9 protein-coding genes are annotated in these 15,483 nt (G+C 69.8%); all 9 read right to left on the reverse strand.

All coding sequences use genetic code 11. From position 1 onward, the window contains the following. Window positions 1-3: 3 nt before the first annotated feature. The 9 genes from B1759_RS05660 to B1759_RS05700 all read right to left on the reverse strand — a co-directional run bounded on the left by B1759_RS05660 (window position 4) and on the right by B1759_RS05700 (window position 15,427). Entirely contained in the window at window positions 4-1,164 is a 1,161-nt protein-coding gene (locus tag B1759_RS05660) for a glycoside hydrolase family 26 protein (protein WP_095514056.1), read from the reverse strand. Window positions 1,165-1,299: 135 nt separating this feature from the next. Beyond that, window positions 1,300-3,921 (reverse strand): T9SS type A sorting domain-containing protein, encoded by a 2,622-nt coding sequence (locus tag B1759_RS19930; protein ID WP_095514057.1) that lies wholly within the window; start codon window positions 3,919-3,921, stop codon window positions 1,300-1,302. 71 nt (window positions 3,922-3,992) lie between these two features. Continuing rightward, window positions 3,993-6,998, reverse strand: a complete 3,006-nt coding sequence (locus B1759_RS05670) for a TonB-dependent receptor (RefSeq protein WP_095514058.1) — start codon at window positions 6,996-6,998, stop codon at window positions 3,993-3,995. Window positions 6,999-7,248: 250 nt separating this feature from the next. Then, window positions 7,249-8,259, reverse strand: coding sequence for a sugar phosphate isomerase/epimerase (locus tag B1759_RS05675; RefSeq protein WP_095514059.1), 1,011 nt, complete (start codon window positions 8,257-8,259; stop codon window positions 7,249-7,251). 21 nt (window positions 8,260-8,280) lie between these two features. After that, a complete protein-coding gene (locus B1759_RS05680) occupies window positions 8,281-9,588 on the reverse strand; it encodes a cellulase family glycosylhydrolase (RefSeq protein WP_143537276.1) in 1,308 nt (435 codons plus the stop codon). A gap of 5 nt (window positions 9,589-9,593) precedes the next feature. Beyond that, window positions 9,594-10,799, reverse strand: a complete 1,206-nt coding sequence (locus B1759_RS05685) for an AGE family epimerase/isomerase (RefSeq protein WP_095514060.1) — start codon at window positions 10,797-10,799, stop codon at window positions 9,594-9,596. After that, window positions 10,799-12,037: a glycosidase gene (locus tag B1759_RS05690; protein WP_095514061.1), complete on the reverse strand. Its 1,239-nt coding sequence runs from the start codon at window positions 12,035-12,037 to the stop codon at window positions 10,799-10,801. Before B1759_RS05690 ends, B1759_RS05685 begins: the two co-directional genes overlap by 1 nt. A 7-nt stretch (window positions 12,038-12,044) precedes the next feature. Then, a complete protein-coding gene (locus B1759_RS05695; RefSeq protein ID WP_095514062.1) occupies window positions 12,045-13,499 on the reverse strand; it encodes a GH1 family beta-glucosidase in 1,455 nt (484 codons plus the stop codon). A 2-nt stretch (window positions 13,500-13,501) separates the two neighbouring features. After that, window positions 13,502-15,427 carry a sodium:solute symporter family protein gene (locus B1759_RS05700; RefSeq protein WP_095514063.1) on the reverse strand — a complete coding sequence of 642 codons (1,926 nt, stop codon included), beginning with the start codon at window positions 15,425-15,427 and terminating at the stop codon, window positions 13,502-13,504. Window positions 15,428-15,483 lie beyond the last annotated feature (56 nt).

Raw genomic sequence — 15,483 nt, forward strand, 5'->3', positions numbered from 1 at the left:
GGGTCAGCGGGCGTCGGGGAGCGTGTAGAGGTCCGGCAGTTCGTCCTCGAAGAGCACCGTCGGCGACTCGTAGAAGCGGACGAAGTCGGGCACGCTGGGGTGGCCGGGGTGCGGGGCGTAGAAGTGATCGGCGCGGTCGCCGTCCGGGTTGGCGTTGCGCCAGACGAGCGCGTAGCTGATGCGCCGGGTCATCTCGTCGGTCTCGATGGCGGGCAGCAGCACGCCCGTCCACCACGTCGGGTCGGGGACGGTCTCGACGCCGGTCTCGGTCAGGGCCGACAGCTTGCCGCGCTCGACGGCCAGCTCGCTGACGGTGCGCAGCCGCATCGCGAACGTGTCGCGCGAGGCGGCCGTCCGGATGCTGTGGTAGTCGTCGAAGCCCAGCACGTCGATCACGTCGTCGCCGGGGTAGCGCTCCAGGTACTCCGCGCGGCTGTCGAACACATCGGTCGAGTACACCGTCAGCACGTTGTGGACGCCCTCGGCGCGCAACGTCTCGACGGTGAACCGCCACAGCGCCGTGAACTCGTCGACGGTCGCGTGATTCCGGCCCCACCAGAACCAGTTTCCGGTGTGCTCATGGAACGGCCGGAAGAGGACGGGCACGGGCTCGTCGCTGCCCTCGGGCGTCAGGCTCTTGAGGAAGTCGGCCAGTTCGACCAGCGCGCCGCGGTAGAGGTCGTGGCGCTCGCCGCCCGGCAGCATGGCGTAGACGGCCCGCGTGGTGTCCCACGAGTGGGTGCGCGTGACGGGGTTCTCCATGTGCCAGCACAGCTCGGCGACACCGCCGCGCCCGACGCCCTCCAGGATCCAGGCGCGGAGCTGCGCCTGCCCCTCGGGGCTGGGCTGGTCGAGGCGACCTCGGCGGAACAAGCGGCTCACGTCCCAGCCGTAGACGGCGGGGTACGAGCCGGCGGTCTCCTTGACGTCCGAGCGGCCGGGCTCGCCGCGCCACGTCGTGCCGTAAGCGAGGTCGTCGTGGTGGCCGAAGAGGACGTGGTCGGGCGCGATGCGGTGCAGGTTGGCGTACAACGCGCGGGTCTGAGGCAGCGCCTCGGCGTCCGCAGGGACGGGAGGCGCGGCCTCGGACTCGGCGCGGCCGGACCCGGCACACCCGGCGGCGACCAGCAGCAGAACGGCGAGCGAGAGGCGAACGGAAAGCATGGGCAGGCGGGCTACAAAAAAGGGGACCCCCATTCGGGGCAGGCGGGAGCGACGGTGGCCGCTCCCCCTTCGCGAATGGGGGTCCCTCCCACAACCCGGGCGGTGGGCGCTACATCCCACCGCCCGGTGTCCGGATTAGCGGATGACGGTCAGGCGGCGGGTCTCGGCGCCGACCGGGGTCGTGAGCCGGTAGACGTACGTGCCGCTGGCGAGCGCGCCCGTGTCGAGGCGCGCCGTGTGCGTGCCGGCCGTCATCGGGCCGTCAGCCAGCGTCGTGACGCGGCGGCCGAGCACGTCGAACACGTCCAGGCGAACGTCGGCGGCCTCGGCGAGGCCGAAGCGGATCGTCGCCGTGCCCGCGGTCGGGTTCGGGAACGCGTTGCCGAGCGTCCAGCCCTCCGGGAGGGCCTCCGTCGCGATGTCGCCGCCTTCGTAGACGTTGAAGATGGCGTAGTCGATGTTGAGACCGCCGCTGCTCGTGGTGAGCGTGACGGTGTGCGTGCCCGGTCCGGTCGTGACCTGCGGGCCCGCGAGTTCGACCGCGGCGTCGCCGTCGGCGACCGGGAAGGTGAGCATCCCGGCGCTGGCGCCGTTGACGAACACCTCGCCCGTGGCTCCGGCGGGCGCCTGGTACAGGAAGCGCGGCAGGATGCTGCCCTCGCCGTCCTGGAGCGTCACCGTCCAGGTGATGCTGCCGCCCGCGTCGAGCGCGGCGTACTGGAAGCCCTGCGGGCAGAAGCCCTCGGCCTCACACTCCTCGCGGACGCCCTCGGAGACGGCCTCCGGCGGGGTCAACTCGTCGACCGTCGCGCCGGATGCGTCGACGACGTTGACCGTCGAGAACGCCTGGTAGCCCCAGGACGGCGTGATGCGGAGCGTGTGGGCGCCGGCCGTCAGGTCGAGGCGTCCCACCGTGTCCTCGATGAGGTACTCACTGCGGACCTCCTGGGTGTCCCAGCCGTCGGCCGTGTCGAGCGGCTGCGGGCAGGTGCCGCCCGTCCAGGCCGCCGTGCAGAAGAAGTATTCGCCGCCGCCGGTGTAGTTGCGAAGCCCCTCCCCGTCGATCAGCACGTTCTCGCCGCGCGGGTCGCTGCCCCGCAGGTCGGTGAGGATGTCGAGGCCGTAGGTGCCATCGGCCGGCACGTCGAAGGCCCACTCGATGAAGCCGCCGCTCTCGATGAAGAAGCTCGTGAAGCCCTCCACCGCGACGACGGAGCCGCCGGAGATCGTGGCGCCCTCGCCCTGCGCGACGACCTGGCTGGTCGGAAGCGCCGCCGGCTCGCCCGCGAGGTTCTCGATGGTGGCGATGTTGGCCTCGCGGTTGGCGAGATAGGACGCCTTGGCATCCGGGTACCAGTTCAGGTCACCCAGCGGCAGGCCGTCGGTGCCGGCCGTCCGGAGCGTGCTGTTGGAGTACGTGAAGTCCTCCGGCACGGGCCAGTTGATGGCGAGCGGGTTGTCGATCCGGCCCGGATCCCAGTACACGACGGCCCACGGAGTCGGCGTGCCCGGCGTGGCGGCGTCCTCGATGAACGCGGTCATCTGAGCGAGCGTGGCCGCGTCGGTCGGCGCGTTGGTCAGGCCCGGCATCAGCTGGGTGTTGTTGGCCACGATCCGGTGCTCGGGGTCCGCATCGACGAAGCCCTGCGTGGTGTCGCTGATGATGGGCTGCGCGCGGACGATCGGGTCGAGGGAGCCGTAGAACGTCTCCAGCGCCGGCTGGCGGTACAGGTTGTTGTTGGAGAACACGATGCGGCGGTCCTGCTCCAGGCCGAATCGGCCCGGCAGGGCGCCGATCTGGAACACTCCCGTGAAGCCGTCCGCGCGGTCGGGCGCGTTGTACTGGTCGGCGCTCTCGCCCTGCCAGAAGGGGTTCACCATCACGTTGTTCGCGATGTAGGCCCGCTTCCAGATGTTGCCCGCCGCGAACGTGAGGCCGAAGTTGACGAGCGTGTTGTGGTTGAACACGAAGTACTCGACCGGGGCCGCCTCGGACTGGAACGGGAACGAGGTCAGGTTGAAGAACGAGTTGTTCTCGAACACGACCGTGTCGGCGCCCGCCTCCAGGCGGATGGCGCGACCCGCGTAACGCTGGGTCGGGTTGGCGTCCGAGAGGTTCCGGAAGAGGCTGTTGCGGACGAAGATGTCGTTGCCGCCTGCCTTGAAGCCGAGGTGGTGCCAGTCGTTGCGGTCGAAGATCACGCCGTCGTACTCGAAGCGCGAGTTCGTCGAGTTGATGACGATGGGCTCGTAGTTGGCCGTGACCCCGGCGTCACCCTGGCCCTGGAGCCAGACGTTCTTGAGCACCTGACCGCCGTTGCCGTCGCCGTTGCTCTCGATCATGACGCCGTCGATGGAGCCGTCCTCGCGCGTGACGCGCTGGATGACCGCCGGGCCGAAGTCGTCGCAGTTGTCGGGGTTGGTCTCGCCGGGCGGGCAGTCGAGGTCCTCGATGGCGGCCTCGTCGCGGGTCTGCCCCACGAGGCGGAGGTCGAAGTCCGCGTTGGCGATGCGGTCCTCGATGTAGTAGAGGCCACCGCGGCGCAGCACGTAGACGCGGTCCGCCGGGCGGTCCGTGTCGTTGGCGATGGTGTTGCGAAGAGCATTGTTCTCCGGCACGAAGTCACCGTTGAGGTCCCAGTCGACGAGGCACTCGGCCACGGTCGGGGAGCAGGCCGTGGGGTCCTGGGCCGCCGCGCTCTGCGGCCACACCAGCACCGCGAGGGCGGCCAGGGAAAGGAGGGTAGAAAGTCTCATGGGAGTCTCGGTGGGAGAGTGAAAGGAGTGCGTGAGCGGGTCAGTCCCCCCGCGCCACGTGCGGGGGACGGTCAGAGCCGGATGCGGGCCCCGATGTCCATCGTGAACCCGTACAGCTCGCGGTAGCTCAGAGAGTTCTGGCTGAAGCTGTAGTCCGGGGCGGCCGTGTTCTGATTCGTGTAGGTCTGGTCCGGCCGGTTGTTCAGGTTGTTGAAGTTGGCGAACAGCTCCAGCCCCCGCGGCAGCTGCTGGCGCATCGAGAGGTCGAACCGCGAGTAGTCGCCGACGAACGTGTCGAACAGCGGGTTCTGGGGATCGACGTAGGCGGCCGTGTTGCTCTGGAAGAGGTACGAGACGCGGGTCGAGAACCCCTTGAAGTCGTACCCCAGCGTGACGTTGGCGATGTGCGCCGCCTGGTCCGGCATGCGGCCGGTCCGCGAGGAGTCCCGGAACGTGACCACGTCGGTGCAGAGGCGCCCCTGGCACGTCCGCTCCACGTTGCGGATGACGTAGGCGTAGGTCGCCTCGGAGAACGAGCGGGTGTAGTTCAGGTTGAGGACGAGCCCCCGCAGCGCCCCCGGCAGGTACGAGAAGTTGGTCTGCCACTCGAGCTCGTACCCGTAGAAGGTGACCGGCTCGGGGTTGTTGGCGAACGTCTGCAGCCGCGGGTTGGCGCTGCCGGTGTACCACTCCTCCGGGATGTTCGTGCCCTCCAGCAGGCCCGGCGGAAGTTGGTCCGGGAGGACGCTCGGGTAGCGGACGGCGAAGATCAGGTCGTCGACCTCCTTGTAGAAGCCGGACACGCCGACCAGCCCGAGCGTGCCGTCCACCACCTGCAGCGACGCGTCGTAGTTGACCGCCTGCGCCGGGCGGATGTCGGTGTTGGCCGCCGTGATCTGGAAGTTGAACACGTCGATCGAGGCGATCGGGGCGTACTGGCTGAAGTCCGGCCGCGTGATCGTCTCGGTGCGGGCCAGCCGGAGCGACGCCCAGTCCGTCGGGCGGATGTCGAGGTGGACCATCGGGAGCCAGAAGCCGTTCTCGCGCTCCTCGGTGATGCGCTCGAAGGCGCTCGGCGGGGCGCCCGGCGTCGCCCCCGTGACCTCGCGGAAGACCTGCCCGTTGTACCGGGCGTAGTCGCCCTCGTAGCGGACGCCCGGGATGAGGGTCGCATACCGACCGATCTCGAACCGGCCCATGATGTACCCCGCCGCGTAGCGCTCGACGCCGTCGTAGTCGCGGCCGGCCGAGTCCAGCTGGTCGGGGAAGATCTCGTTCGCGTACTCCTCGGGCGTCCCGGCCGGGTTCGGCGAGCATCGCTCACTCTCGAGCCCGTTGAGCACCGTCATCAGCATGTCGAAGTCCGGCACGAGGCCGAACCCGAAGTCGCCGTCGAGGAACGACTCGCGCTGGTAGTCGGAGAGCACGTCCGTGATCGGGAGCGACCCATCCGCGAACGACTCGGCGAGGCCAGGCACCGACTCTTCGAGGCACTGGAACAGGTCGGCGTCGGGGTACTGGAGGTTGCCGCGCGCGCGGCGGTTGTTGTCGAACGTCCGGTCGAGCCAGCGCAGCTTGCCGCCTGTCTTGATGTGACCGCCGAGCCAGCTGGTCAGCCGGAACGGAGCCTGGACGTTGAGTTGGAGCGCCGTCTGGTTGTCGTCGAGGCGCGTGTCGTCCACGTAGACCTGCGACAGGGTGATCGTGGAGTCGACCCGGAGCAGGGGGCCGAACTCGAGGGCCGGGACCCCGAACAGCCCCGACTGGCCCAGCGTGAACCCGGTCCCGTCGTCGGTGAAGGTGAAGCCGGTGCTGCCCGGGTTGTCCGCGCGGGAGCGCGTCAGCGAGCCGGTCACGTCGTACCGGATGGCCCCGAAGTCCTGCTCGATCCCGAGCGCGCTCGTCAGCACAGACACCGTCCCCCCCACGTCCTGGACGGAGTAGTTCAGGTTGTTCTCCGTCGCGCCCTGCAAGCGGTAGAAGCCGTCACTGCGGAGCTCGTTGTAGAACGCGTTCGCGGTGACGCGCCCGAGCGGGACGGTGTAGTCGAGGAGCAGGCTGCCGCCCGACCGCCCCCGCGTCACGGTCTCCTCGCGCGTGTTGACGCTGTTGACGTAGGCGATGCTCTCGCCGGTCTCGGCGTCCGAGGACTGGCCGTAGCCGACGCTCACCTTGTCCGCACTCCGGTCGTAGGAGTCGGTGTTGAGGGTCGCGATCAGGCCCACGCGGTCCCCCCAGAAGCGGTTGCTGACCGTCCCGACGAACTTGTAGTTGCCGTACGCATCCTGGAGCCCGGTGTACCCGCCCTGGCCGAGGAGGTCCAGGTTGAGGCCCGAGGGCGCGTTGCGAAGGCGAAGGTCCACCGACCCGCCGACGGCGTCGCCGTCCATGTCGGGCGTGATCGCCTTGCGGACTTCAATGCCGCCGAGCACGTTCGACGAGACGAGCGAGAGGTCGACCGACCGGTCCCCCTCGCCCGTGCTCGGCAGGCGGACGCCGTTGACGGTGACGGTGTTGTACTTCGGCGACAGGCCACGGATGGCGACCCGGTTCGCCTCCCCACCCGAGCGCTGGATGGCGACGCCCGGCAGGCGGCCGATCGACTCGGCCGCGTTGTTGTCGGGGAGTTCCTGGATGCGGTCGCTGGAGACCACGTTGCCGACGGTGGCGCTCCGGAACTGCTCGTTGATGGCCGAGAGTTGGCCCGCGACCTGCGCCGTCACCGTGACGCCCTCCAGGGTCTGGAAGCTGAGGGCCACCTCCACCTCGACCGTCCCCCCGTCAGGGACCACCACGGCCAGCGTATCGCTCACGTAGCCGACGTACGACACGACCAGCGACTGCGCGCCCGAGGGCGCGTTGGGAATCGTGAACCGCCCGTTCACGTCTGCCGAAGCCCCGATCGAGGTGCCAGCGATGCGCGCGCTGGCCCCGATGAGGGTCTCTCCCGTCGCCGCGTCCGTGACCGTACCGACGATGCGCCCGGCGAAGGGGGTGGCGGCGGAGGCCGGGGCCGCCAGTGCGACGACGAGCGCCGCGAGTGCGAAGGCGCGAATCCTGGAAAGGCGCGGAGTCATGTGAGGCGGAGAGCGGAACAGGAGGGGCAGGGGGAGGCCGAGAGGGCGCGCCCGAGCTTCACGGGCAGTATATCAATCAATTTGATTATCGCAAGCGCTTCCGGGTTCAGGAGGGCAAAAAAACCGGTCCATGCAGCCATCGGGCGTCCATCCGGGGCTGCATGAGGGCGAGTTCGCCGCGGCCCGCGCAGCGCTTCCAGGCCGCGAGGGACCGGGTTGCCTTGCCTCACGGACTTCCAGGCGGTATCCCTCAATGAGTGCGGAGGTCCTGGCGGACGGTACGCAGCAGAGCCACCGTCGCGCGCGTGCCGTCCGCCTCGGACAGGTGCTCGCCTTCGTACTCGGCCGAGGCGAGGCCATCGAACCCGGCATCCAGCACGATCTGCATCGCCTGGTGGAAGTCGACGCGCGTTTCCCGTCCGTCCGCACGGAAGTCGTAAGACTTCGCGCTCACGGCCCGCGTGTACGGAGCGAGATCCAGCATGCCCTGCACCGAGTCGTAGCGCCGCTGGGGATCGTGATTCCAGCCCCCCATAAAGAAGTTGTCGAAGTCGGCCAGGACGCCGACGCGCGGGTGGGCCGTCGCCTCCATCAGCATAGCGAGCCACGCCCCGTTGCTGGACGGGTGGCCGTGGTTCTCGACGAGCACGTCCAGGCCCGCCTCGGCGCCGAGGTCGCCCAGGACGGCGAGGCTCTCGGCGCACTGGCGGAGCTGCGCGAGGTAGGTGCCGTCGCCGTACGCGTTGACTCGGATCGCCGTGCACCCGAGGGTCACGGCGCAGTCCAGCCACAGCCGGTGGCGCGCGATGGCCGCCGCGCGCTCGGCGGCGTCCGACGCCCCGATGCTCCCGGCCTCGTCGATCATCAGGATCCCGAACCCCACCCTCTCGGCGCGCGCGCGCCGCCCGAACTCGGCGAGCCACGGTCCGTCTGCGCCGTGGCCGTAGAACAACACGTTGACCAGGTCCACGGTGTCGAGGTCCAGCTCGCGAGCCCGCACGACGATGTCCCGGGGGTCCATGTCGCCCTGGAGGACCGCGTCGGGGTCGGTCGCCAGCAGGTGGAGGTACCGGTCGTAGTCGGCCCGGGAGTCGCCGAAGATGGATCGGTGGTAGGACCACTGGGACAACGAGAGCCCGAACCGTTCGGCGCTCCCCGCACGCGGCGCCACCGGCGGACGGGCAGGGCGGAACGGGAGCACGCTGGCCACGCTGGCTGGCAACGCTGCGGCGGTCGCGAGAAAGCCTCGACGGTCCATCATGTCAGGGAGAGGTGGACGCGCTCAGCGCCCGATTGTAGCCATCTGGGCGGCGTGCCAGGCCAGGACGGCCTGCGTGCTGGCGTCGGCGTCGTAGATCGAGTACCAGCCCTGATCCTCGTGGGGCGGGTCGCCGATGAGCGGGTCGCCGACCCGCCATGCCTCGCCGGGCCGCGGCGGTCGCGCCTCGCCCGCCCACGACCAGACGTTGGTGCCCATGATCGGCCGCCCCGCCTCGGCGAGGTAGTGGACGGCCTGGAAGAGCTGTCGGTAGTAGCGGTCCCGGTACACCGTCGTCGCGGTCGGGTCGTAGGTGCCGCCGTCGCGCGAGGCACCGAACTCCTCCAGCACGAGCGGCTTGCCCAGCGACTCGGCGATGGCAACGTGGTCCCCGAGGTATGCGATGGCGTTGGCGACGGCCGGGTAGAACGTCTCCTCCGGGTCGTCGGCGGCGGGCTGGAACCACTGCCAGTTCTCGATCCAGATGTGGATGGTGAGGTAGTCCAGGTTGGGCGACCGGCTGACGCGCTCCCACTGGGTCTGCGGCGCCGTGTAGCCGTTCTGGAGCTTGCCCTCGCCGCCGAGCGAGACGAGGTGGTTCGGGTCGAGCGCCTGGATCAGCCCCGCCGTCCGGTCGGCCCAGAGGACGTAGGCATCGGCGTTCTGGAAGCCGCGCGGCTCGTTGCCGAGTTGCCACGCCATGATCGCCGGGTCCTCACGGTAGGCCTGGCCGGTGACGGTGTTGGTGCGCAGGACGAGGTGACGGATCAGGTCGTCCGCCATCCGCATCGCGTCCTCGTTCGCGTAGAACTGGGCGGCGTACATCTGGAAGGCGTCCCAGGTGTGCTCGCCCGCGTTCGGGTACGGGATCGGCGTGCCGGTCGCCCAGCTGACGTACTGGGCCATGCCGCCCGACCACTGGAAGAAGTTGTTCAGCACGAGCACGGCCGTCATGTCACGCGCGGCCATCTCGGCGAGCAGCACGTCGAGCCCTTCCAGCAGGGCCTCATCGTAGACGCCCGGCGCGGTTTGCAGGGCGGGCTGGACGCGCCACGGCTGGTCAGCCGGGCCCTCGCTGGCGGCGAGCACGCGGAGGTTGGTGATGCCGAGCGCCTGGAGCCGGTCCAGCTCACGGCCGAGGCGGGCGCGGTCGCCCCCCGCCCCGGCCGAGCCCAGGTTCATGCCGAACCACAGGTTGGTCCCGGCGAAGGCGTAAGGCTGGTCGCCGCGGACGAACCGGCCGTCCTCGACGCGCACGAACGCGTCGTCCGCAGGCTGGGCGTGGACGGAGACGGCCGCCAGCACGACGGCGAGGAGTGCGATGGAGCGCATGGACATCAGGCCGTGACGGAGGCGTCGGCGCGCTCCAGGATTTCGAGACAGGCGCGGGCGTTGTGGTAGGGGCACTTCCAGGGCCCCACCTTGTCCTCCTCGCGGTACGGCGTCCCGTCGCGGGCGACGCGGAAGAACCACTCCCCGCCCTCCCGGTCCACGACGGTCGACTGGATGAAGCGCCACGTCTGCGTCGCGGCCTCGGCGAAGGCCGCGTCGCCGGTGCGCTCGAAGGCGTTCAGGAAGCCGACCACGGCCTCGGCCTGCGGCCACCAGTGCTTGTCGGTGTCGAGGTGGCCGCCGTCGCGCTCGTTGAACACGCCCCCGTCGGCGTCGAGGGCGTCGAGCGTGAGGCGCGCGATCCGCAGAGAGGCCTCGCGGACGCGGTCGGTGAGCGACGGATCTCCCAGCACGGCGGCCGCCTCGTCGAGCAGCCAGCTCGCCTCGATGTCGTGGCCGTAGGAGACGACCGTCGACACCGGCGCCCAGTCCATCCCGAAGAAGCACCCGAGGTGGCCCGTCTCGGCGTCGATCACGCGGTCGAGGAACAGCTCGATGAGCGCACGGAGCCGCGCGGCCAGCCCGGCGTCGGGCCAGACGCGGTACAACGTCGTGTAGGCCTCCAGCACGTGGAGGTGCGTGTTCATCGACTTCGGCGCGTCGGCGTCCTTCTCGCTCAGGCGGACGTCGGCGAGGGGGGTCCAGTCGCGCGCGAAGGCCTCGATGTAGCCGCCGTGCACCGAGTCGACGGCGTGCTCCTCGATTCGCCGGTACAGGCTCTCCGCCCAGGCCAGCGCCTCCGCGGCGTCGTCGCCTTGCTGGCGGACGTGCTCGGCGAGGGCGTAGACGGTGAACGCCTGCGCGTAGACCTGCTTCTTCGGGTCCACCGGCGTGCCGTCCGGCGCGACGCTCCAGTACACCCCGCCGTGGACGGGGTCTCGGAAGGCGTCGCGGAGCGCCTCGTAGGCCCGATCGGCCTCGTCGCACCACCGGTCCGTATCCAGCACCCGGCACGCGGACGCGAAGGTCCACAGGATGCGTGCGTTGAGGACGCTCCCCTTGGGCGCGCCCCGGACCAACCGGTCGTACCCGTCAATGCGCCCGACGAACCCGCCGTGCTCGACGTCGACCGCGCGGTTGGCCCAGTACGGGAGGATGTGATCGGTCAACTCGGTGCGAGCGCCGTCGGCGAGGGCGTCCAGAGTGTCCATCAGGAGTGGGCAGCGAAGGCACGGTTCTTCTCGATCAGCGCGAGTCGCTGCTCGACGACCGCCGCCGAGCGGAGCCCGTCCGGGGGCGTGTGGAGCACGTAGTCCACCAGCCGGTCGACGGTGCTGGTCGCGACATGGAGGCGCGTGTCGGACGAGGCGTAGTAGATGAACACCGTCCCGTCGTCGTCGGCGATCCAGCCGTTCGCGAACGTGACGTTCGACACGTCGCCGACGCGCTCGGCGCCCTGCGGCTCGATGAAGTGGCCGCCCGGCGCGTGCGTCACCCGCCACGGCTCGTCGAGCGCGGTCATGAACAGGTAGGTCACGTAGCGCAGCCCGGCCGCGGTGTTGCGGACGCCGTGCGCGAGATGGAGCCAGCCCTCGGCCGTCTTGATCGGCGGCGGTCCCTGGCCGTTCTTGACCTCCTTGATGGTGTGGTACACGCGAGGGTCCACGACCTGCTCGGCCTCGACCCGCGCGCCGTCCATCGTGGGCGAGGTGCCCCAGCCGATGCCGCCGCCGCTGCCTGCCGAGATGAAGCCATCCTGCGGGCGCGTGTACAGGCCGTAGGCGGGCTTCCCGTCGGGGCCGTCCACGAACTCGGGGTGGAGGACCACGTTGCGCTGCTGAGGGCTCGGCGTGACGAGATCCGGGAGGCGCTCCCAGCTCACGAGGTCCTTCGTCCGCGCGATGCCGCACTGGGCGACGGCCGCCGTGAGGTCGCCCGTGGCGTGCGCCTCGGCGTCGGCGCGCTCGGTGCAGAAGAGGCCGTAGATCCAGCCGTCCTGGTGCGCGGTGAGGCGCATGTCGTAGACGTTCGTGTCCGGGTCCTCGGTCTCGGGCATCACCAGCGGCTCGTCCCAGAACCGGAACCGGTCCACGCCCGTCGGGCTCTCGGCGATGCCGAAGAACGACTTCCGGTCGGCCCCCTCGACGCGGGCGACCACGAGGGTGCGCCCGTCGAGCCGGATCGCCCCGGCGTTGAAGGCCGCGTTCACCCCCATCCGCTCCATCATGAACGGGTTGGTGGCCGGGTCGAGGTCGTAGCGCCACTCGATGGGCGCGTGCGCGCCCGTGAGGACCGGGTGGCGGTACCGGGTGTAGATCCCGTTCCCGAGCGTCTCCGGCTCGTTCTTGCGATCGATGAGCGCCTCGTGGGCGCGGCGGAGCGCCGCGAGGCGGGCGTGGGTAGAGAGGTACGCGGCGGGAACGCCGTCGCCGGAAGTGGCCAGGGCCATCAGGAGATCAGGAAGTCAGGCCGACGCCGGAGCGCCAGTGGAAAGGGACATCGGTGGGTCGAGCGGAGCCTCCGTCACCGCCCAGGGCTGCGGGCAGTCCGCCTCGGGCGATCACGTCGCGGTACCAGCGCGCCGACGCCTTGGGCGTGCGCGCGAGCGTGGCGAAGTCGACGTGGTGGAGGCCGAACCGCTTGGCGTATCCGGAGGCCCACTCGAAGTTGTCGAGCAGGGACCACAGGAAGTAGCCGCGGAGGTCGACGCCCGCCTCGATGGCCTCGTGGCAGGCCCCGAGGTAGCCGCGGACGTAGTCGATGCGGAAGGCGTCGTCGACCGCGCCGTCGACGACGGCGTCGTGCGAGGCGCAGCCGTTCTCGGTGATCACGACCGGCGGGCGATCGTAGCGGGCGTCGATCCACAGCAGCAGACTCCGCAGCCCGTCCGGGACGACGGGCCAGCCCATCGCGGTGACCGGCCACGCGGGGTCGACCAGCAGACGGAGGCCCTGGTCCTCGACGATGCCCGCATTGCTCGCCGGGTCCGACGCGCCCTCGCCGTCGGCGACGAGGTGCGTCGTGTAGTGGTTGAGGCCGAAGAAGTCGGCCGAGCCGCGAATGCGGGAGCGGTCCTCGTCCGAGAAGGTGGGCAGCCGGTCTCCGAGGCGAGCCCGCATCGAGATCGGGTAGTCGCCGTGGTAGAGCGGGTCGGCGAACCAGCCGAGGTAGAACTCGAGCGCCCGCTGGGCGGCGCCGCGGTCGGCCGGGCTGTCGGTCGCCGGCTCGCGCCAGTCGCAGTTGTTGGCCATCCCGATCACACCTCCCTGCGCCGCCTGGAAGTCGCGGTGGTAGACCTCCGCGGCCGCGCCGTGCGCGCGGAGCATCTCGTGAGCCGCCCGGTAGGGCTCGTCGGTCGAGACCCGCCCCGGAGCGAAGAGGCCGTTGCCGTACCCGTTGATGGCCGTCACCCACGGCTCGTTGAGCGTGATCCAGTGGCAGACGCGGTCGCCGAAGGCGTCGAAGCAGATGCGGGCGTAGTCGGCGAAGACCTCGGCCATGCGCGGGCTGAGCCAGCCGCCGAGGTCCGTCTCCAGCGCCAGTGGCAGGTCCCAGTGGTGGAGCGTCACGTAGGGCGTGATGCCGCGCGCGAGCAGGGCGTCGATCAGGTCCGAGTAGAACCGGAGCCCCTCCGGGTTGGGTGCGCCCGTCCCGCTCGGCTGGATGCGCGCCCAGGCGATCGAGAAGCGGTACGCCTTGAGGCCCGCCTCGGCCATCAGCGCGACATCCTGGCGGACGCGGTGGTAGTGGTCGCACGCCACGTCGCCGGTGTCGCCATTGGCCACCTTGCCGGGCGTGTGCGAGAACGCATCCCACACCGAGGGCCCCTTGCCCCCCTCCTGCCACGCCCCCTCGATCTGGTAGGCAGACGTGGCGGAGCCCCACGCGAAGTCGGTCGGAAAGGATCGCATCGTCACGCGGGGACCGGGGTGTCGAGGGGCGCCGAGGCCGTCCCTGCCGCGCCGGGCGTGCCCGTGGTCGCGGCGTCGCCTAGGTCGGGCTGCTCGGGGTAATCCTCCAGCTTGTCGTACCAGTTGACCTTCAGGAGCGCGCTCGTCACGACCACCACGCCGACCGCGACGGCCAGCGCGCCGATGTCCTCCAGCACGATCAGGATGCCGATGGCCACCAGCCCGGTCTGCCACACGATGCCGATGAGCACGTTCACCATGTCGCGACGGAAGTCCTTGTTGGCCTCGATCTCCGGGTGGTCGGCCACGACGGCGGCGTGGACCGGCCCCCAGAAGCCCCACGGGCGGACCTTCAGGTAGAAGTCACGCAGCACCTCCGGCGGGTCGGGCGCCGTCAGCAGGCTGCCCGCGATGCAGCCCGCCAGCGACAGCGCCAGGATCAACGGGAAGGCGTAGAGCGGCGTCGCCGCGCCGAAGTCCAGCCCGAGCAGGCCCATCACGGGCGCCGCGATCCCGGCCGCGATGATGCCCGCGAGCATCCCCCAGAAGTAGCCGTAGCTGTTGAACCGCCACCAGTGCCACTTGAGCATGTTAGACGCCGCATAGCCGCCGTACAGCGCGCCGACGAGCCACTGGACGATCTCGTTCAGGTTCTGGGCCACGAAGCCGAACGCCGTCCCGATGATGACGACGATGATCGACACGAGGTAGCTCATGCGGACGTACGTCTTCTCGGGCGCGTCCGGGTTGATGTAGCGCTTGTAGACGTCGTTGACGATGTAGGCCGGCGCGGCGTTGACCGTCGCGGCGTAGGTGCTCATGAAGGCCGCCAGCAGCGCCGCGATCAGCAGACCCAGCAGGCCCGTCGGGATGAACTCCCGCATCGTGAAGGGCAGGATCAGCTCGAAGTTGACGTCCGAGCCCATCGCGCCGAGTTCGTCGCGGAAGAACACGAGCGCCAGCACCGTCAGCCCGGTGATGAGCATGTAGCGGGGCACCATCAGGACGAGGCTCACCAGCCCGCTCATCTTGGCCGCCTCCTTCGGCGTCCGCGCGGACAGGATCCGCTGCATGTCGTAGTTCGGCGCGGGCCCGGCCATGCTGGAGAGCACGCCCTTGAACAGCATCATCATGAAGAAGGCCCCGAACATCGTGTAGCCGTCGGCCGCGATCTTCTCGTTGGCCGAGGGCAGCAGCGTGGCCCAGTCGAGGTCCAGGCTCCAGCCGAACCAGAGCGAGCGCCAGCCCTCGGGCACGGCCGCGTTGAGCAACTCCGGCGAGACCTGCGCCATCGCGATGCCGCCCACCCAGAGGCACGCGACCGTCATGATGCCGAACTGGAGCACCTCCGTGAACACGACGCTGAACATCCCGCCCTTGACCACATAGAGCGTGGCGATGGCCGTGATGGCGAGGCCCCACAGGTTGGCGTTCGTGGTGGCGTCGGCGGCGAGTTGGAACGGCAGGAAGGCCGCCGCGAACTGGCCGATGCCGATGAAGCCGTAGGCCAGGAAGCCGACCACGTTGATCAGCGCGAACAGCACCACCACCAGGTGGGACAGCTTCGCCCCCTGCCCGTCCCCGAACCGGAAGCGGATCCACTCGGCGCCCGTCATCACGCCCGACCGCCTCAGCCAGACCGACAGGTAGACCATCAGGAAGATCTGGTTGAAGACCGGCCACAGCCACGGCACCCAGACGCTCTTCATCCCATAGACGAACAGCAGGTAGACGAGCCACATCGTGCCCGAGATGTCGAACATGCCCGAGGCGTTCGACAGGCCGAGCGCGTACCACGGGATCTCGTTGCCGCCGAGGAAATAGCTCTGGATGCTCTTGGACGCCTTCCGGGAAATCCAGAAGCCGATCCCGACCGTCGCCACGACGTAGGCGGCGATGATGAACAGGTCGATCGGGTGGAGGGCCATCGGCAGGGCGGGGAGAAGCGCTTCCGCCGAAGCTAGCCCGTCGGAATCAATAAATC

The organism is Rubrivirga sp. SAORIC476 (genome assembly GCF_002283555.1).
Classification (GTDB): domain Bacteria; phylum Bacteroidota; class Rhodothermia; order Rhodothermales; family Rubricoccaceae; genus Rubrivirga.

Excerpts from the sequence above, each read along its gene's own strand:
- B1759_RS05660 (WP_095514056.1), bottom strand. The coding sequence starts at position 1,164 with ATGCTTTCCGTTCGCCTCTCGCTCGCCGTTCTGCTGCTGGTCGCCGCC.
- B1759_RS19930 (WP_095514057.1), bottom strand. The coding sequence starts at position 3,921 with ATGAGACTTTCTACCCTCCTTTCCCTGGCCGCCCTCGCGGTGCTGGTG.
- B1759_RS05670 (WP_095514058.1), bottom strand. The coding sequence starts at position 6,998 with ATGACTCCGCGCCTTTCCAGGATTCGCGCCTTCGCACTCGCGGCGCTC.
- B1759_RS05675 (WP_095514059.1), bottom strand. The coding sequence starts at position 8,259 with ATGATGGACCGTCGAGGCTTTCTCGCGACCGCCGCAGCGTTGCCAGCC.
- B1759_RS05680 (WP_143537276.1), bottom strand. The coding sequence starts at position 9,588 with ATGCGCTCCATCGCACTCCTCGCCGTCGTGCTGGCGGCCGTCTCCGTC.
- B1759_RS05685 (WP_095514060.1), bottom strand. The coding sequence starts at position 10,799 with ATGGACACTCTGGACGCCCTCGCCGACGGCGCTCGCACCGAGTTGACC.
- B1759_RS05690 (WP_095514061.1), bottom strand. The coding sequence starts at position 12,037 with ATGGCCCTGGCCACTTCCGGCGACGGCGTTCCCGCCGCGTACCTCTCT.
- B1759_RS05695 (WP_095514062.1), bottom strand. The coding sequence starts at position 13,499 with ATGCGATCCTTTCCGACCGACTTCGCGTGGGGCTCCGCCACGTCTGCC.
- B1759_RS05700 (WP_095514063.1), bottom strand. The coding sequence starts at position 15,427 with ATGGCCCTCCACCCGATCGACCTGTTCATCATCGCCGCCTACGTCGTG.